Origin of the sequence: Leptospira inadai serovar Lyme str. 10 (assembly GCF_000243675.2) — a bacterium.
Lineage (GTDB): Bacteria > Spirochaetota > Leptospiria > Leptospirales > Leptospiraceae > Leptospira_B > Leptospira_B inadai.
On record NZ_AHMM02000017.1, the window covers coordinates 409,755 to 428,026 of the forward strand.

The 18,272-nt window shown below is 46.1% G+C and carries 16 protein-coding genes; 10 read left to right on the forward strand and 6 right to left on the reverse strand.

Translation table 11 applies throughout. From position 1 onward, the window contains the following. Positions 1-126: 126 nt before the first annotated feature. The gene (locus tag LEP1GSC047_RS11250; protein ID WP_010417893.1) at positions 127-780 is read left to right on the forward strand and encodes a TetR/AcrR family transcriptional regulator; all 654 of its coding nucleotides are present in this window, start codon (positions 127-129) and stop codon (positions 778-780) included. Positions 781-837: 57 nt separating this feature from the next. On the opposite strand, the gene LEP1GSC047_RS11255 is transcribed toward LEP1GSC047_RS11250, so the two are convergent. The 5 genes from LEP1GSC047_RS11255 to LEP1GSC047_RS11275 form a co-directional block, all read right to left on the reverse strand. Next, positions 838-1,230 (reverse strand): hypothetical protein, encoded by a 393-nt coding sequence (locus tag LEP1GSC047_RS11255; RefSeq protein WP_010417892.1) that lies wholly within the window; start codon positions 1,228-1,230, stop codon positions 838-840. Next, on the reverse strand, positions 1,227-1,481 hold the full coding sequence (locus tag LEP1GSC047_RS11260) for a hypothetical protein (protein ID WP_238325564.1): 255 nt from the start codon (positions 1,479-1,481) through the stop codon (positions 1,227-1,229). Before LEP1GSC047_RS11260 ends, LEP1GSC047_RS11255 begins: the two co-directional genes overlap by 4 nt. A gap of 250 nt (positions 1,482-1,731) precedes the next feature. Further along, entirely contained in the window at positions 1,732-2,721 is a 990-nt protein-coding gene (locus LEP1GSC047_RS11265) for an NAD-dependent epimerase/dehydratase family protein (RefSeq protein ID WP_010417890.1), read from the reverse strand. 105 nt (positions 2,722-2,826) lie between these two features. Continuing rightward, positions 2,827-4,686: a SpoIIE family protein phosphatase gene (locus LEP1GSC047_RS11270; protein WP_039934876.1), complete on the reverse strand. Its 1,860-nt coding sequence runs from the start codon at positions 4,684-4,686 to the stop codon at positions 2,827-2,829. A 98-nt stretch (positions 4,687-4,784) separates the two neighbouring features. Beyond that, positions 4,785-5,771: an SDR family oxidoreductase gene (locus LEP1GSC047_RS11275; protein WP_010417886.1), complete on the reverse strand. Its 987-nt coding sequence runs from the start codon at positions 5,769-5,771 to the stop codon at positions 4,785-4,787. 280 nt (positions 5,772-6,051) lie between these two features. Between LEP1GSC047_RS11275 and LEP1GSC047_RS11280 the strand changes: the two genes are divergently transcribed. Continuing rightward, a complete protein-coding gene (locus tag LEP1GSC047_RS11280; protein ID WP_010417884.1) occupies positions 6,052-7,677 on the forward strand; it encodes a xylulokinase in 1,626 nt (541 codons plus the stop codon). Between the two features lie 18 nt (positions 7,678-7,695). Next, positions 7,696-8,916 (forward strand): MFS transporter, encoded by a 1,221-nt coding sequence (locus LEP1GSC047_RS11285; RefSeq protein ID WP_010417881.1) that lies wholly within the window; start codon positions 7,696-7,698, stop codon positions 8,914-8,916. 188 nt (positions 8,917-9,104) lie between these two features. Here LEP1GSC047_RS11285 and LEP1GSC047_RS11290 read toward each other — a convergent pair whose 3' ends face one another. After that, positions 9,105-9,722 carry a TetR/AcrR family transcriptional regulator gene (locus tag LEP1GSC047_RS11290; RefSeq protein ID WP_010417878.1) on the reverse strand — a complete coding sequence of 206 codons (618 nt, stop codon included), beginning with the start codon at positions 9,720-9,722 and terminating at the stop codon, positions 9,105-9,107. Positions 9,723-9,908: 186 nt separating this feature from the next. Between LEP1GSC047_RS11290 and LEP1GSC047_RS11295 the strand changes: the two genes are divergently transcribed. The 7 genes from LEP1GSC047_RS11295 (at position 9,909) to LEP1GSC047_RS11325 (ending at position 18,126) form a co-directional block, all read left to right on the forward strand. Further along, the gene (locus tag LEP1GSC047_RS11295) at positions 9,909-10,553 is read left to right on the forward strand and encodes a class II aldolase/adducin family protein (RefSeq protein WP_010417875.1); all 645 of its coding nucleotides are present in this window, start codon (positions 9,909-9,911) and stop codon (positions 10,551-10,553) included. 203 nt (positions 10,554-10,756) lie between these two features. Next, positions 10,757-12,091: an aspartate aminotransferase family protein gene (locus LEP1GSC047_RS11300; protein ID WP_010417872.1), complete on the forward strand. Its 1,335-nt coding sequence runs from the start codon at positions 10,757-10,759 to the stop codon at positions 12,089-12,091. Between the two features lie 24 nt (positions 12,092-12,115). Then, entirely contained in the window at positions 12,116-12,847 is a 732-nt protein-coding gene (locus tag LEP1GSC047_RS11305) for a class II aldolase/adducin family protein (protein WP_010417870.1), read from the forward strand. A 15-nt stretch (positions 12,848-12,862) separates the two neighbouring features. Beyond that, positions 12,863-13,645 (forward strand): SDR family NAD(P)-dependent oxidoreductase, encoded by a 783-nt coding sequence (locus tag LEP1GSC047_RS11310; protein WP_010417867.1) that lies wholly within the window; start codon positions 12,863-12,865, stop codon positions 13,643-13,645. Between the two features lie 70 nt (positions 13,646-13,715). After that, positions 13,716-14,441, forward strand: coding sequence for a TetR/AcrR family transcriptional regulator (locus LEP1GSC047_RS11315; protein ID WP_010417864.1), 726 nt, complete (start codon positions 13,716-13,718; stop codon positions 14,439-14,441). A 253-nt stretch (positions 14,442-14,694) separates the two neighbouring features. After that, positions 14,695-15,117, forward strand: a complete 423-nt coding sequence (locus tag LEP1GSC047_RS11320) for a VOC family protein (protein WP_010417861.1) — start codon at positions 14,695-14,697, stop codon at positions 15,115-15,117. Between the two features lie 891 nt (positions 15,118-16,008). Next, a complete protein-coding gene (locus tag LEP1GSC047_RS11325) occupies positions 16,009-18,126 on the forward strand; it encodes a TonB-dependent receptor (protein ID WP_010417859.1) in 2,118 nt (705 codons plus the stop codon). The last annotated feature ends 146 nt before the right edge of the window (positions 18,127-18,272 follow it).

The following is an 18,272-nucleotide window of genomic DNA, read 5'->3' on the forward strand; positions in this document are numbered from 1 at the left end:
ACAATACATGATCATTGATCATTATTTTAAGAGCATTGATCATATATAAAATCCCGGTCAAACCAAAAATCGGTCCGCAAGAAAAAAGTAGCCGATAGAAACGATCGCGATTATATATGCTTTGTTATGAAAAAGAAAATTCGTACGCCTACACAAAACAGAAGTAGAGAACGAGTCGAACTAATTTTACGTACTGCGCGGGATCTCATCGGCAGACGAGGCATAGATTCCGTGAGCATGAGAGAAATTGCTCAAGCTGCAGGAGTTCAGATCGGCTCCTTATACCAGTATTTTCCCGGAAAGAATCAGCTCTTACTTACGATTATGCAGGAATATTATGATCGATTGTACGAAGGCACAAAATCTCTTTTAGAGCGAGTACGAACTATTTCCGAATTAGAAATAGCGGCGGAAAAGGCCCTCAAGCAATATATGCAACTTTTTCAAACCGATCCTGCCCTAGCGAATATATGGGCCGGCTTACGAGCAGTCCCCGAATTGGGAATTGAGGATGATAAGGACACGTATAGAAATGCCGAATTAATGGTAAAAACCGCAATGCGTTGTTTTACAGGATTGCGCGAATCCGAGCTTCGTCCATTCGCACTCTATTTCAGCTACTCGATAGGTTCTATAACTCGCCTTGCAGCCGAAACAAATAACGAGCACAGTAGAGGAGTAATTCGAGAATGCAAGGAAGTACTACACCTACGCTTGGAAGCCTTTCAAAAACTCTCCGAGACGCGTAAACCGGCTAAGACCAGGAAAGCGAATATCTAGAATTAAATTTCAGCCTAAACAAGGTTCAAAACCGAAAGCGTATCCATTAATCGAGACTCAAAGTTTCTCACCGTCCACTATCCCGCAAATTCGCATGATTGGTACGGTTGGAAAAGGGATAATCGTCATAAAGATCGTCCAGGGCGGAAAAAAATCTATGACGTCGATAGACATAGTAGCGTCTTTCAATCGTATCGATCTGTGTTCATCGGATGCGGTGTCGAAAATAATATCGTTCCAACTGGAGGGAAAGGGACGGTTATACCAAACCAGAACGATAAACGTATACATGCATTTCTTATAACTTTCCCGATTATTTTTCTTAAACTTTGTTTCGTCCGGAGTATCGCTTGCAGTAGGATCGATCTGAATTCTCTGAATATAACCTTTTTCGTAAAGGCAGGACGGAAATAGTATAAAGATCAAAAATGATAATAGGATAAGCCTCATCTGAACCTTCTTTCCGGCGTATACTCGATCTTCCAACACCCGTCCGAGTGCTGAAAATGGATGTCCGTAAACGCGACTATGCTCGAATCCCGTTCCATTTCTTTCCGTAGCGCCTCTCTAATCACGTTCGCTTTTGCGCCGTAAATTCCGACCTGGAAGGCATTCAAGAAAACCTTATCACATGTTTCGGTCTTGATTCTTTCTTTGGATGCGATTGTCTTTGGCTCGAGAAATTCGGAGCCGATGGTCAATTGATCAAAATGTCCAAGGACCTTCCTTCCCGAACATTCACATATCAATGAAAATGTAATACATAAGGCCATTATACGAAAAAGATCATTTTCTTTCCCGATCTTTCTAAAAAGGAATCCCGGATTCGCCCAAAACAGTTTATTCGAATAAATATTCCGAAAGATTAATATAACCGAAAGCCTTAACCATAGGAAAATTGCGACGACTCGGGAACGCAGATTGCGGATCATCGATCCGTGGAAAAAAATATTACTTCTCGGTATATCCATTTTCCCTGAACCAGTTTATAGTTTTTTTGACCGTAACTTCGATCGGGGTTTGGGGTAAACCGAGCTCTTTCACCGCCTTGGAGCAATCATACCATTCCATCATTTTGGCGATTCTCACTTCACTGACGGTAACTAAAGGAGGTCTTTTCGTTATCGAGGAACCGAATTCGAAGAGACGCCCAAGAGTCAGCGCTAACCTAAACGGAAACTTCATGGAAGGCGGCTTTACTCCGGCAATACCCGCAATTAGATTTAAATAATCACGAACCGTTATATTCTTATTTCCTAATAAATATCTTTCGCCAACCTTCCCCTTTTTAGCGGCGAGAATATGACCGCGGGCAACGTCCTCTACGTCGACAATATTCAATCCGCCGTCAATGTACCCCGGCATTTTCCTCTCGATAATGTCGAGAATCGTTCTCCCGGACGGAGAGGGCTTGCTATCGTTCGCACCGATTACCAGAGTAGGATTTACGATAACGATCGGAAGACCCTTCATGGCGAGAATTCTTGCCTCGTTTTCCGCGATGTATTTGGACATAGTATAATGATCCTTCGATTCCCAAGAATTAAAGGTTCGCTCTTCGTTTGCCGGCACGGGCCCGCTGGCGGCGACCGCGTTATTGGAGCTAGTATAAACGACCTTCTTCACCCCTAGTTCGAGAGCGGCCAGAAGCGCCTTTTTTGTTCCTTCCACATTGATCTCATAAAACGTTTTGGGGTCCGGGGCCCAATGCCCGTTATACGCGGCGGCCAAATATAGGGTATCACAACCGTTTAAAGCTTTCTTTATGGAATCCCCGTGGCGAATATCGCCGTAAACTTTCTCCACATCGAGCTCGTCTAGATTACCGCGAATCGGACGGTCTTTCATAAGAAGAACCCTTACGTCTTCTCCGCTCTTGAGTAGCTCCCTTACAATCGAAGACCCTATAAATCCCGTCCCACCGACTACTAATTTTTTCATATGGCAACCCCACGCTCGAAAAAAAAAATTTAATTTCAATAAACTATATACAATAGTATAATATATTAATATTATACTTGCGATAACGCGAATTGAAAATCCGGACTAACCGTTCATCGCTCTCGCTTGCAATCGCGAGATCTCATCCTGGTATTCCTGAGCCCTCTGCATACGTTTGGATTTTTTGTAAAGACGCACTAACAGTTTCAAGACGGGAATCACCTCGGGTTTTCGGCTATAGACCCTTTCCGCCATATCGATCGATCTCTCGATCAGGCCGGCCTTAGCGTATTGAATGGCGCCGTTGAAAATCATCTGTAAATTGGAAGGTTGAATAGTAGAGTAGTTTTCGGCCGCTTGACCCGCATCCGCCGCCAAGCCCATTTGGCTATAAACCCGATAAAGTAAATTCCAGGCGGCCTTGTCTGACGGACTTTGCTCTATGATTCGTTTCAAAAACGTAAGAGCCTCGGAAGATTCATTCTTCTCCAGAAGCCGTAGCGCTTCGATGAGATCGGGCGCCTTGCCGATTTCATCGGCGGTTTCCTTAGGATAAAATTTTATACTCAGTAGGGAGAGATCGTCCGTAAGCTCTCCGGCTTCATGGAGAAAGTTCCCGAGTCGCTCCAGATCCCCTTCGCTCTTTTCGACCAGATTTAAAATCGCGGTATGATCTTCGTTTATTATCCTCGTTTCCGAATCGTCATATCCGATCGAGATATCATCCTTACCGTCGGAACCGATAATGATGGTATCTCCTGGTCGAATCCAGCAGGTTTCGATCCTCGCCTTTTCTCTGAGCAATCCGAGTTTGAAATTCGTGGCTTGTTCCGAAAGAAATGCGGCGCTCCCACCGCGCAGCCGAATCGGAAACGGATGTTCGGCGTTTATGTAATAAAGAAATCCGTTTTCTTCGTCCACAAGACCTAACATCAGCGACATCGACATAGAACCGTCGAATCCCTCAAAAACCTTATTGAGCTCGTTCAGCGTAGTTCGTAACCAACGTTCGGGAAAATATCCCGAAAGAATTCCTTCGCGATGAGTTCTTTCGATTAAAGCATGCAAGGCCGTGCCGAATACCAGAACTCCTCCGGCTCCCTGCATCGACTTCCCCATTGCGTCGCCGTTTGCAAAGACGCAATAATTGCGCCCCCGGAGAAGGATTCGGTCCGCCACGCAGATATCGCCTCCGAGTTCATGCGCTTTGTCCTTAAAGGTAAAAATCTTTTTCTGTCTGATGTACGAACGCAATTGAAGAGTTTTCGATCGAATTCGAATACCGGCTAACGGCTGAATTAAAAGCGAAGTCAAAAAATAGTCGCCGTCCTGCTGATCCTTGAGACGACGAACCTCTTCTATGGCGTCCTCGTATGAACGATTCAATGTGCGCAACATAAAACCCGTTACGGTCAGAACTGCAATACTCGTAACCAGAAAATCTTCGTTACGGGCAAGCGGGCTGGAATAGTCGGAAAACCAATTAGGATGCACTTGCTGCACAAAATTGATTCCGAAAAGAGCCGCGACGAAAAGTAATATCGCCATCCAATCGAATTTCTGCCCGAGGATGAGCATATAAAGAATCAGTAATGGAATCATCACCATTATATTCGCGCTTACGATTCCCCCGCTATAATGAATCTGCAGGTATGTTGTTGCTCCGCCGATGATAAAGGTGGGAGCTACTAACCATCTAAAGTGCTTCTTGAATCGGGCCAGATAGTAAAATAGGAGGGAGAAAACGAATGCAACGCATAATGCCACGAGTCCTCCCGTCTCGAACCCTTCTCGAAAAAACTCGGAGCCGATACCGATGCACATCGCAAAGATCCCCGACAAAAGAGTTCCGTTCAAAACTCGGTGCTTCATTTCGAATTGTTCCGCCGGTCCGAGTAGGAAGGAACCGGAATGAGATAGGCCGGACAATAGTTTAGGGATTACTTTGATCTTTTTCGCTTTCATAATTTTCTTCCTCTTGTTGCCGATTCGATTCGGGACCCGATCAATCGATAAACGTCTAAACCCTCGGGTTAAGATCGAGGGAATTCGCAAGTGCGACGCTATTTCTTTAAGTATCCGTTTTCCTTAAACCAATCTATCGCATTCTGAATGGCAATTCTAACGGACGTTTGAGGAAGCCCGAGTTCACGAACCGCCTTGGAACAATCGAAAAATTCCTTTGATTTTCCGATCCTTATTTCGGATGCGGTTGCAATCGGATGTTTTTTTGTGATGGCTGCACCTAACTCGAAGATATAGCCCATGCCCAAGGCCACGTAATATGGAATTTTGATTCGAGGCGGTTTGACTCCTGCGATCTCAGCTATCAGCCCGAAATATTCGGATAAGGTTAAATTTTCGTTTCCGAGAAGGTACCGTTCTCCAACCCTACCCTTCTTAGCCGCAAGCAGGTGACCTTTTGCGACATCCGATACATCAATCACATTTGTGCCACCGTCGATGTATCCTGGCATAGCCCCCTGGACGACATCAATGATCATCTGTCCGGAGGTAGTAGGCTTCACATCTCCTGCGCCGATAACGAGAGTCGGATTCACGACAACTATGGGTAACCCCATCGAAACGAACTTTAAAGCTTCCACTTCGCCGAGGTATTTCGAAATGGAATAATGATCTCCGGATTTCCAATGATTGAACTCTGCAGTCTCGTTCGCCGGAATCTCTCCGTGAGCGCCGATCGTATTACCGGTGCTCGTATAGATCACTTTTTCAACTCCCGCATCCAAAGCGGCTCTCATGGAAGTTTTGGTTCCTTCCACATTTACCTCGTACGGTAATTTTTTATCGAGTGTCCAGTGAGCGAAAAATGCCGCGGTTTGATATAAGGTGTCGCAGCCCTTTAACGCGGATCGCATGGAGTCTCCGTCGCAAATATCGCCGTAGGCGACTTCCACATCCAGTCCTTCCAAACCTTTGGGATTAGTCGATTTGCGAATTAAAACTTTTACTTCATGACCCTCTTTCAGCAATTCGCGAACTATAGCGGAACCGATGAAACCGGCAGCTCCCGTGACTAGCTTTTTCATAAACCCTCAATCTTTCTGAAATTCTGTTCCCTGGAGGGCGAGAGGCCGACACCTAGATGCCGCTTTTCCTAGCCGATTCCATAGGCAAGATTCAGATTGGATCCAACTCTCATGTCAAGAAGGAAACAGAGAATTAGTCGGCTTTTGTCGAAATATTCACTTAGCAAATAGCCATTGAGTGTCATAAAATTGCATTTCAAGTGTTATTTAATAATCAATGATCATTTTTAATAAACGTTTGTTGACTTTTTAGGCAAGCCTTCCCGAATGGGCGGCGGGCATGAAGACGCAGATACATTTATCCGGAAATGACAATTTAATCTTGGCCGTAGACCTAGGAACCTCGGGATGCAAGTCGGCGGTATGCACGCTGGACGGAAGAATTCTTTCCTGGGCGTTCCGAGAAGTGGAGTTAGTGATCATACCGGGTAACGGGGCCGAGCAAAAACCCTCGGATTGGTGGAATGCATTACTAGAAACATCGCGCACGGCGTTGAACGCCTCCGGAGTCGATCGAAGCAAGGTGAGGGGAATTTGCTGTTCGACTCAAGGAGAAGTGACTGTCCCCGTAGACGAGCAAGGACAGGAACTCATGAATGCCGTCCTTTGGATGGACATGAGAGGGGCAAAGCATATCCGAAATCATGCAGGCGGACCGATGGCCGGTTATTCTCCGCGAAAGCTCTGGAAATGGATTCGACTTACGGGAGGCGCGCCTTCCTTATCCGGAAAAGATCCGGCGGCTCACATGCTTCTCATCAAAAATGAATTTCCGGAAATTTACGAAAGAACCTATAAATTCCTAAATGCATTAGATTATTTGAATATGAAACTGACCGGAAAGTTTGTCGCCACACCGGATTCGATTCTTACGTCTTGGGTAACGGACAATCGAGATTCCAACCGGGTTCGCTATGATTCCGGTCTGCTTGCATTGAGCGGGATCGATCCGAAAAAATTTCCCGAGATCGTTCGATGCACCGATATCATCGGAGGCCTTCTGCCGGAGGTCGCTTCGGTTCTAAACCTTGCCTCGGGAACTCCCGTGGTCGGAGGAGCCATCGATACCGCCGCAGCCGCGATCGGATCCGGAGCGGTCCTCGACGGAGAGGCGCACCTCTATATCGGAACCTCGTCCTGGATAGCCGCTCATGTTCCGAATAAAAAAACGGATATCATTTCTTCCATGGCATCGGTGCCCTGCGCAATTCCGGGAAAATACCTAATGACCGCAATGCAAACCTCTGCAGGCGCTAACTTAAGTTTTCTGAAGGACAGGATTCTGTACCACCAGGATGAGCTCCTCCGAGAAGAGCATGTATCCGACGTATACAAGATCCTGGACCGCATCGCAGCCAGAACTCCCGCCGGAAGCCGAGGCCTTCTCTATATGCCATGGTTGTACGGAGAGAGATGTCCGGTGGACGATCCGTCTCTCCGGGGAGGCATGGTAAATCTTTCCTTGGAACATAGTAGGGAAGATATTATCCGAGCTTTCTTGGAAGGAGTGGCGATGAACACTCGTTGGATGATAAAGCCGGTAGAGAAATTCCTGAAGAAAAACCTCTCCTCCATCACCATCGTCGGAGGAGGAGCCGCATCCGACGTATGGTGCCAAATTTTCGCCGACACTCTCGGAACCTCGGTACGTCAACCCGAAGCTCCTATGCAATCGAATGCCAGGGGTTCGGCCTGGATCGCGGGGATAGGCCTGGGACTATTAAAATTTTCTGATATACCGAAATTGATCCGAATCAAAGCAGAATACCGACCGGATCAAAAAAATAAGAAGGCAATGGACGAAATGTTCGGCAGATTTCTGCAATTGCACGACGCCCTAAGTCCTCTATACAAAAGCTGGAACCGGGAAAAAACTTCTATACTGTACGGGAAAAAATACGCTTAAAATCGCAGGGGAATCGCCATGAAGCAAATCGACTATAACAAGCCTTATCGATGGATCGTTCTCGCGTCCTACATGACGGTGATCGGAGTCAGCCAAATGATCTATTTGAATTTCGTTTCTCTGATGACGGAAGTTCAAAATCTGTACGGAGTTTCGGAATTGCTAGCCAGCACATTGACGGTCTGCAATCCTCTGCTGTTCACCGTTGTTTCCATGCCTGCCGGCGCGATGACCGATCGGAAAGGATACCGATTCACAATTCGACTCGGGCTCCTTATCATGTCCGTATTTGCGTGTATGAGGATCTATACGGGAAGTTTCTGGCTACTTCTCGTCTGCCAAATAGGAAACGCGATCGCGCAACCCTTTATCATGAACGGAATTACGAAATTAGCGGCCGACTGGTTTGCGGAAGAGCAAAGAGCCGTCGCAACCGGCCTAGGAACTGCCGGAATGTTTGCCGGCTTGGCTCTCGGGTTTTCCCTTCCGCCACATATTAATCAAGGCTTCGGCTTAAGCGGAACGATGCTAGTTTTTGCGGTCATCACGACCGTTCTAAGCCTGATTTTCTTTTTAGTCGTGAAAGAAAATCATAGTACGGAACCGGAAGAAATGGCCCAGCTTCGGTCTTTTACGGCTTTGTCGGAAGTCATGCATATCGTCAAAGATCGGTCTATCCTGATCATTGTTTTGATGGCGTTTATCGCTTTCGGATTCTTCAACGGTCTCACCACTTGGCTGGAAGGAATACTCGGACAAAACGGCGTCGGCGCGATGGACGTCGGAAATATCGGCGGGGTGATGATTCTTGCGGGTATTATCGGCTCGTTAGTAATCCCGACGATCTCCGATCTTATAAAAAGAAGAAAACCTGTGCTCCTCTTCTGCGGAATTTCAGGGATTGTATTGATTCTGCCTCTTTGTCTAAGTAGCGATCTTCCTTTACTTTATCTTTACGGCGGATTAATCGGTTTCTTGTTTTTACCGGGCTTCGCCCTACTCCTAGTAATGTCCGAAGAAGTCGCAGGACCGAAGAGAGCCGGCGGGGCAGCCGCTGCAGTGATGCTGGTCGGGAACGCGGGCGGGGTCATCATTTCCGTCGCCATGGCTCTTTTAAAAAGCGATACTAGCGGCTGGAGACCCGCCGAATACTTTCTCCTTGGATTATTAATTATGATCTTTCTACTAGCCCTCTTTGCCTCGGAGAGTTTTCGTTCGGAGAAAGTTACTATTTTATAATATACAAAATATTCAACCCGGAGAACTTTCTCTATCGTCTGAAATCCGTCCCGAATGTACGTGACCTTGAAGCTTGGCCTGCACAACAACGGTTGGGAGGGATTCATTCAAACGGAAAAAAATCGGCTATCCGGGCTTCTGGAAAGCTAGGCTAATGTCGAGTTTTTAAGACCGGTGCCACAATGCCATCAACCCCGGCTTTCCACATACTCGGGCAAATAACAACGTAAGTAAGCGACTGCCGCTCGGCCTGCTTCGCGAACCATTTCATCGGTGATTTCGCCCTGCTCCCGGAAAGAATATCGAAAGACGGAATCAATCAAGGTCACCGCAATTCCCACCTTGCGGGCCGCGTCGGGCCAGGAAGGAAGTGCAAAACGATCCATCACTTGTCGGAGAGCCAGGCTAGCAATTTTGGAATCCAGTTCCTTGCCGATATGCATCGTCTCTTCGTTGCGAACTCCATAAACGACGCGCATCATTGCAGGATCCTCCCTAACGATAGCGATGGCTTCCGCAGCAAGAAAATACACGTAATCCTGCCAGCTCTCGAATTGCGACGTATCAACCTGGGAAAGCCTCTCCGCCACAAGTTCCGCGTGAACGAGCCTTAGGCCAAGATAGAGCGCACCCATATTCGGAAAAAAGTGATAGGCCGATGCCCTTGGAATGTCGGCATGCTCGCAAATTTTCGCAAACGTAAGGGACTCCGGCGGATGCTCTCGCAATAATTCTCTCAAAGCCTGAACCAGAGCCGCTCTTCGGCTACGACCTTGCGGACTCGTTTTAAAATCTCCTCCAGCCATGGGCTCGTCAGGAGATACGTCTTCTAATGATTTCGGCATTTCTATTTACCGACAAAAATCGACATTTAGATCGATTCAAGTCCGTTTTTACGAATTTAAAGCGAAAATTACTCGACAATAGTCGATCTATCCTTATTATAGACTCGACATTTGCCGAGTTTTCCTGAATAGGAAGGAGCAAAAAACATGAAGAATTTAGGATTCAAAGCCGTGCGCGACTCGGTCGTAACCGCCTCCAGGAAGCTAGCCGATCTCGGTTTTTTTGCCGGGATCGGAGGAAACTTGGCCGTGCGGGTCGACCCCGAACTTATGGCCGTTACTCCGTCCGCTTCCGACTATTACAGCATGAAAAATGAGGATATATGCATCGTCCGAATGAAAGATTTGAAGTTAGTGGAAGGCGATAAGCAGCCTACCACCGAAAGCGGGATGCACGCGGCCTTTTTGACTCTCAGACCGGATTTGCAAGTAAGCTTACACACGCACCAACCCCTGGCCAGCGCGGTTACTTTACTCGGAATTGACATGCCTATCGAAGGTGCGGAAGCACGTGCAAGTCTTGGAGCATCTTTACGCCTCGTTTCCTATGCGCCTTCCGGAACTATATTTCTAGTCAACGCGTTCAAGAAAAAAGTACGAAAGGATACGAACGGTTACCTCTTACGAAACCACGGCATAGTTTGCGGGGCAAAATCCATAGAGCAGGCGATCGAGAATGTTCTGCTAGCGGAAAAACAATCCGCACACTTCCTCCGTTCTCGTATAAAAAATAACGCCGGTGTCTCGGGAATTTCCCCTCTCGTTATTCGGCAGGCACTTTCAATCCTATAGATAGTTCGACTATCTACGTTTATAAAAATCCGACTTTCCGACTGGAGGATAGTGTGACCACGATCGTAAAAGAAAAAAAACAAACAGAGGAAATCATACCTCGAGCCGAGTATGCCATTTCAGAATGGCATAATACTACCGAGATCTTCGAGAGACTCAAAGTTCTATTAAAATCCCCGCTCAGACCGATTCGACGGGACAAGATGAACGGGGTGTTGGATTACTTCGATCAAAAATGCAAGCAATCTAGAAAGATTGCATCGGCGGCGGAAGCGGTGATCCCGGGCGGAGTGCAGCATAATCTCGCATTCAATTATCCTTTTCCACTCGCGATAGACCAGGCAAAGGGTGCCCACCTGCGTGATGTCGACGGAAACAAATATATCGACTTCCTCCAATCAGGCGGCCCCACCCTTCTGGGATCCAATTACGAACCCGTTCGGAAAAAAGTTATGGACCTACTCGATGAGTGCGGTCCTAGCACGGGATTGTTACACGAATACGAGGTAAAACTTGCCGAGATAATCTGTAAGAATATGCCCGGAATTGAAATGTTCAGAATGCTAGGTTCCGGAACCGAAGCGGTCATGGGAGCGATCCGCCTTGCAAGGACCTATACGGGAAAGCGCCATGTTATCAAAATCGGAGGCGGTTACCACGGATGGAGCGATTCGATGGTATATGGGATGCGGATTCCCGGAACCGGTCGCCGCGAAGCGGCGGGAATTCCCAAAGGTGCGACGGCTTCTACCGAAGAAAGCTTCCCCAACGACCTAGGAGCAATTCGTCGAAAGCTCTGGTTAAATCGGCTGAGAGGAGGGACCGCTGCCGTGATCGTAGAACCTCTGGGCCCCGAGAGCGGAACACGTCCGGTTCATTTCGAATACAACCGACAATTGCGGGAGATCTGCGATTCATTCGGAACATTACTGATTTTTGATGAGGTAGTTACCGGTTTTCGGATCGGCTTAGGTGGAGCCCAAGGCTTCTTCGGCGTTCGACCGGACCTGACCGTCTTCGGAAAATGCCTGACAGGCGGGTATCCCATGGCCGGCGGAATCGGAGGACGTAAGGAAATCATGATGTTACTTGCCGGAGGAATCAGTGCGACCGGCAAACGAGCATTTGTCGGCGGCACTCTATCGGCCAACCCGTTATCCTGCGCTGCCGGTTATTTTTCCATACAGGAAATGGAGCGCACAAACGCCGCAGTCAAGGCCGGTCGGGCCGGTGATCGTCTTTGTAAAGGATTGCAAGAGATAATCGATCGAATGGGATTGCCATACGTCGCGTACAACCAAGGCTCTATCGTTCATCTACAAACTTCGGGAGTACTTCTCATGTCTCTTCGAAATCCATTGAAAGTTCTAAGAGAAGCCAAGGAGCGCAAACACCTCATGGAAGAGATGGGAGCCGCTTATTCCGCCCACGGCATGATCACATTAGCCGGAAGCAGAATGTACACCAGCATGGCGGATACGGATGATATCATCGACGAGGCTCTCAATAGATTCGAATCCGTCTTCCGGCTTACCTAATAGTATAAAATCAGGAAACGAATGATGAAATCCGTAACGGCAAAGAAAAAATCCAAACGAGAACACGAATCTACCGATCAGAAAGACTTAAAGAATTTATGGCATAGGTTGGAAACGAAGGGTCTCTTGCAAACCGAAGACGCAAGTCTATCGTTCCGGCTCCCCGGACAACAGCCTCCGGCCTTTCTACTCATCGATAGAAAAAAAGGGAAAGGAGCGGAGGTAAATCGATTCACCGTTCATGACCCGGCCGCGTCGATCAATGCTGTCGCTGTCGATTCGGAAAGATCAGCGTTGATTCACTTTCATGCAAGCATATACAGGCATAGGTCTGATATCGGAGCGATCGCCTGCTTTCAGCCTATTTGGGGATCGCTTCTAAAAACGCTCAAGGACCCGCTTCCCCTTGTTTTTGACGAGCAATGCCGTCAACTCGGTGCTCCCGTCGTTCAAATGAATCGATCTTCGGACGGTTCCGCCATCGCCGATTCGGTTTTACTCGGCGGAGCGAACGCTTTCCTGAATCGAGACGGTGTTGTGATAACAAGCGTAACCCGCGAGAAAGCGATCTATAACTGCGAGTTGATAGAAAAATGCGCCAAGGCATTCTTATTAGCTTACGCAACCGGCGGAAAGATTCGTCGCATCCCATGGTTCGTCCGTTGGATCGCAAAAAATCGACTCATAAAAGACGAGCGTAGAGCCGCAGCCTCCTATGCATTAGGCCAGGCCCCGACCGGTTTTACCGCATACTGACCGGACCGGGTAAATATGGATTATAAAAACAAAACAATTTTAATAACGGGTGCATCCTCCGGTATCGGCAGAGCGCTTGCCGTCCGTCTCGCCGATTTTTCGAATAATATCGTCGTTACCGCAAGACGGGGCGACCTTCTCAAAGATCTTCAGCGAGACATCGAATCCAAGGGCAGTAAATGTCTTTTTTTCGTCGGAGATGCTACGGATCCCGAGCATGCGGATCTGGTCGTTTCCGAAACGATAAACGCATTCGGGAAAATTGATATTGCCGTTCTGAACGTAGGAGCCGGCCCCGCTTCCAATACGATCAAAGATTCCAGGGAAATCATTCTAGGAAAGATGAGGACCAATTACGATAGTTTAATAAACTTTTTCGTTCCCGTCCTTGCAACAATGAAATTTCGGACCGCGCCTTGCATGATTGCACACGTCAATTCCCTAGCGACTTATTTCGGAATTCCCATGCAGGGAGATTATACGGCGGCAAAAGCGGCCGGGAGAATCTTTTTAGATACCGCGAGAATGGAATTAAAGCACTTCGGTTTTAAACAGATTCGTATCCAAACGATCCATCCGGGCTTCGTGGCTACCCACGCCGTTAAAGACGATGGAATTCCCGCGCCGAACGAAATCAGCGAAGAAGAGGCAGTGAAATACATACTGAAAGGATTCCGTTCCGAAATTCGAGAGAATCGTTTTCCCCTTGGAACTGCAATAGCGGTCCGAATCGGACGGATCGCGCCCGTATGGCTGAGAACCAAAATCTTATTGTCCGAGGCGGCAACCGAATATTAAGCGAACAGACATTCTTGACTCGTTCGTCCGCAGATCTTTCCAAGAAAGAGGGGTCTAAGGAAGGCAATCATTGAAGGCTCTAAATGAAAGAAAAAGGAAGCACAAAAAAAGAAATAGGCTTCCTCAGGCGGAACGAATAGTATCCATCCTCCAAGCGGCTCTGCCTTTATTTGCGCAGGAAGGTTTAGAGGGAACCAGGACGAGTTCATTATGTAAATCCGCCGGCATTTCGGTAGGACTTATTTATAGGTATTTTCCAAGTAAGCAGGAATTGTTCGCGGAAGTCTTGGAATACTGCCTAAAGCTATCCAATGACCCCTTTAGAACCGCCGTTTCCGATTTAGAGCCGGGATCCGACGCGATTGCATTTCTAATTAACGCTTTTATAACGGATATTTTTTTAAAGCATAAAAACGAAGAAATCGAACTCGCTCAAAAATTAATTTTAAGAAACATGAGTGCAGACGGAAAATTCGCAAAAAAATATATTCGAAAAAAATTAAGAAGCCTTTTTCCAATAATAAAAACTTCCATAGAAGTATGTATAAAAAATAAGGAACTTCCGGCGAATCGATCTTGGAAAAATTGGAGGGACGTAACTTGGATCATTCGTCATCTGTTGATCGTATTTTCCTTCTTTCCTTTTTCGTTCCCCAAGCAAAAATTATATTCGGAAAGAATCGAATCGCTTCGATTCGAATCCGTTCGATTCTGTCTCTTAGCGGTGGGATTTTCCCCCGAAGCAACCGAGATTCTTGTAAAAAAAGTAGCTAAACAATCCGTATTAGTAATTTAAGAATATTCTAAAATATCTTTTTCATAGAACGAACTACATTAACGATAAAATGAGAAAGCGATGGGGAGAATTTCGATTTTCCCTTGATTCCCGCCATTAACGCGCATTTCATACCCGACGGTTATGCAGCGACTCAAAGGGCGACAAACAGACGGATCAGCACCGAGAGAGTAGGAAGGTATCGATTTTCGGGGTGATATCAAGTTTGACGATTTTTACGAGCAGCAATAGAACAAGTAAAAAGAGAAACAATATGGAAGAATCAAAAAACAAAGCCGAGAATACGACTTCATCCAATGATACGATCCCGATGGTGATAGGAATCGGCGGAATTTTCTTTTTTTCCGACAATCCAAAAGAAATCAAAGATTGGTATGCCAAGAATTTAGGACTCGAGGTCAATGACTGGGGCTCGACCTTCGAATCTAGAAATATAAAACAACCCGACGAAATAAATTCTCTCCAGTGGAGTCCTTTCGAGACCGGAAGCGAATACTTTGCACCGTCAAAAAAGGAATTTATGATTAATTATAGAGTCCAGAATATCGAGGGACTCGTGAAAAAGCTAAGAGAAAACGGAGTGACTATCGTAGATGAAATTAAAGACTCCGAATACGGGAAATTCGTTCATATTATGGACTCCGAAGGAAATAAGTTGGAACTTTGGGAACCCTGAGATATATTTTTAGAAATGAAAGACAGGAACAAAAAAGAAAGATCATCCGTTTCTTTTCGGAGCGTCCCGAAAAGAAACGGTAAGCGCGGGGTGCGCTACCTTTAAATTCCGAAATAGATTCTTCCCATTCCCGATTTCTTTCTGTCTTGGATCGCGTCGCCTTTCGTTCAGAGGACAGACGCGTTCGCTTCGCTCACGCTAGACAGAAGCTGCGACTGCTTCGCATCCCGTTGCTGCGGGGAGAGATTATTTTCGTTATATCTGCACTTTCAAGTACCACTTTATTTTTTGCAAGGGTCAAGTAATTCAAGGAAAGGCTCCTCGCCAATGGATATTCCGACGAAAAATTTTCATAACGGGAAAACTCTTTCGGAGTAATAGAATAGAATTGAATTTTCAAAGCTTACTGCTTGGCGACATCGAGAGCCTTATTGGAAATTTTATTTTTGCGAAACTTTCAGGACGCAATCGAATCGGATCGCATACGTTATTATAAAACGATCGAATTTTCTCTTACTTTTTTGTTGTCGTTTTAAGGTCTTGAATAAACAGTGATCTCACGCTTTAGGGTGGAAGCAGGGTGAAATTCCCGCACTGTCCCGCAACTGTAATCGAAGAAATACCGTTTTATCGGTATTTACTTCGTAAGTCAGGTCTTCCCTACGAAATCGATACTTCGAGGTTTAAGTGATTTCGTATCTTGTATCCGCATAATGCGATTACGAGGGGTCCCCAAAAGCATATGCTTAAGGACCCTGGTGATTTGCATTCAATGAATTCAACTTTTCGTTTTTCTACGATCCTAGTTGATTAGACTAAGTTTCGGCTTCGTCTTTCTTCATCCATCCATATGCAAAGTTATCTTGGTTTCTTTCTAACGAGGGTTTGCCATTGGATAAACTTCCATGCTCCATATTTTTCAAACTGCATCTTGCATTTCTTATAATGCTTTTTCTCTCAACGGGATCGAACGCGGAAGAAAATGATCAAGGAGAAACAACATCAAATCAAAACAAGCGTACTTATTCGTTCGGTGATGCGATAGAAATTAGGGATAAAAAGGCCGAACGTTCCGTAAGCGAAGGAAGAATTAGCGGGGCGGCTTTACGAAGGCGTCCGATCCAGTCAACGGGAGAAATTGCGGAAGCGATCCCCGGTGTCCTCGTGACCCAGCATAGCGGAGGCGGAAAGGCCAATCAATATTATCTGAGGGGATTCGATTTGGATCATGGCACGGATATCGCTGCCAGCCTAGATGGGGTTCCGATCAATATGCCGACTCATGCTCACGGACAAGGGTACACCGATTTAAACTTTATTATTCCCGAGTTAATTCATGATGTTCATTATAAAAAAGGAGTGTATTACGCCGAAGAGGGGGATTTTTCCTCCGCCGGAGCTATGAATATTTCCTATTCCAAGAGTCTGCAAAAAAACTTATATTCCATAGAAGCAGGAAGCCTAGGATACGAACGAATCTTTATCGCAGAATCCAAAAAGCTTGGAAAAGGAACCATTCTTTTCGGAACGGAATATTCTTCGTATAAAGGCGCTTGGACAATTCCGGACCGTTACCAAAAATTGAATTCGGTTCTTTCCTACAGCGTAGGAGATGAGGAACAAGGAATGTCGATTACCGCAATGGGCTATAAAGGCGCCTGGCATGCAACGAACCAAATACCGCAAAGAGCTGTAAAAAAAGGAAGATCTTGGCTCGACCCGAATAATGACGGACTCAATCCATATGATCCGGTTGATCCGACCGACGGGGGGTTAACACACCGAGCTAGCGCGACATTCGAGGGGCATAAAAGAAATTCACATTCGGAAGCTAAGATCATTTTATACGGAGTTTATTATGATTTAGGTCTCTATTCGGATTACACTTTCTTTATGGTCGACCATGATCGCGGAGACCAAGTGGAGCAAGTCGACCAAAGAACGATTTCCGGCATGAAAGGCCATTATAAACTCAAATCGAATATATTTTCGTTTAAAATGGAAAATACATTCGGGTTTCAAGTTAGGCGCGATTTCATTCATAATAGTCTATATCATACTGAGTCAAGATCGAGATTGGATACGGAATCCAATAAAAGAATTTTGGAAACGTCATTATCGCCGACCTACGAAAATAGGATCCAATGGATTTCTAAAATCGTAAGCATTATCGGGATGAGAAGCGATACGTATTACATGAATGTAACTGATGCTATGTCGTACGCGTCCGCCGGGAAGACTGCGAATATAGTAAGCCCTAAAGTTTCTTGGATATTCGGACCTTGGGCGAATACCGAGTTTTTCGTAAACTACGGATTCGGATTTCATAGTAACGACGCAAAAGGCATCCTAGTTAAGCCAAGCCCGGTTACTCCGTTAGTTCGAACCAAGGGAGGCGAAGCCGGGATGAGAACGACTCCGGTTAAGCAGATCGTGCTTAACGTTGCATACTGGTTTTTGGACGTAAATTCTGAATTAGTGTTTAACGGAGATTCGGGAAGTACGGACCCTAGCGGTCGCAGTATTAGAAAAGGAATCGAATTGTCTCTGTCCTACAAGTTGAATTCTTGGCTAAATTTTGACGAAGATCTTTCATATTCGAGCGCCAGATACACGAACGGCGGGTTTTTAGGTAGAGACGGAGATTATGTTCCTCAGGCGATTCATTCCGCTTTCTCTTCCGGACTCAGTGTCGCTGATTTGGATGGGTTCTTCGGAGCTATTAGAGTTCGCTATTTTGGACCGCGACCGTTAGTTCAGAATAATTCAGTAAGATCGACTCCTTCCACATTCTGGAATATAAAAATAGGCAAGAAACTATCGGAGAATTTAAATCTTTCCCTCGATATATTCAATATATTTAATTCGCACGCCCCTCAGGTTCAATACTACTATGCGACTCGTTTAAAAAACGAGGATCCGGGTCCTGATGATGGCGGATATAACGACACCTTGACTCATCCCTCAGCCCCTAGGAATTTCAGGGTTTCCATCTCCGGCACGTTTTAACATTCACTCAAAATTACGGTAGGTCGGATAATTTCCATTCGAAGTCGATCTCGATATCCGGATATACCCCCGCCCATTTTGAATTAAGCGTAAAAACAAGACTATAATTCAGTTGGTACGGAATATTCAGGATGTTATCCTATCTT

Coding starts and splice junctions, on each gene's coding strand:
- LEP1GSC047_RS11275 (WP_010417886.1), bottom strand. CDS start 5,771: ATGAAAAAGCTAGTCACGGGAGCTGCCGGTTTCATCGGTTCCGCTATA.
- LEP1GSC047_RS11295 (WP_010417875.1), top strand. CDS start 9,909: ATGAAGAATTTAGGATTCAAAGCCGTGCGCGACTCGGTCGTAACCGCC.
- LEP1GSC047_RS11250 (WP_010417893.1), top strand. CDS start 127: ATGAAAAAGAAAATTCGTACGCCTACACAAAACAGAAGTAGAGAACGA.
- LEP1GSC047_RS11300 (WP_010417872.1), top strand. CDS start 10,757: ATGAACGGGGTGTTGGATTACTTCGATCAAAAATGCAAGCAATCTAGA.
- LEP1GSC047_RS11320 (WP_010417861.1), top strand. CDS start 14,695: ATGGAAGAATCAAAAAACAAAGCCGAGAATACGACTTCATCCAATGAT.
- LEP1GSC047_RS11290 (WP_010417878.1), bottom strand. CDS start 9,722: ATGGCTGGAGGAGATTTTAAAACGAGTCCGCAAGGTCGTAGCCGAAGA.
- LEP1GSC047_RS11255 (WP_010417892.1), bottom strand. CDS start 1,230: ATGAGGCTTATCCTATTATCATTTTTGATCTTTATACTATTTCCGTCC.
- LEP1GSC047_RS11265 (WP_010417890.1), bottom strand. CDS start 2,721: ATGAAAAAATTAGTAGTCGGTGGGACGGGATTTATAGGGTCTTCGATT.
- LEP1GSC047_RS11285 (WP_010417881.1), top strand. CDS start 7,696: ATGAAGCAAATCGACTATAACAAGCCTTATCGATGGATCGTTCTCGCG.
- LEP1GSC047_RS11305 (WP_010417870.1), top strand. CDS start 12,116: ATGAAATCCGTAACGGCAAAGAAAAAATCCAAACGAGAACACGAATCT.
- LEP1GSC047_RS11270 (WP_039934876.1), bottom strand. CDS start 4,686: ATGAAAGCGAAAAAGATCAAAGTAATCCCTAAACTATTGTCCGGCCTA.
- LEP1GSC047_RS11280 (WP_010417884.1), top strand. CDS start 6,052: ATGAAGACGCAGATACATTTATCCGGAAATGACAATTTAATCTTGGCC.
- LEP1GSC047_RS11310 (WP_010417867.1), top strand. CDS start 12,863: ATGGATTATAAAAACAAAACAATTTTAATAACGGGTGCATCCTCCGGT.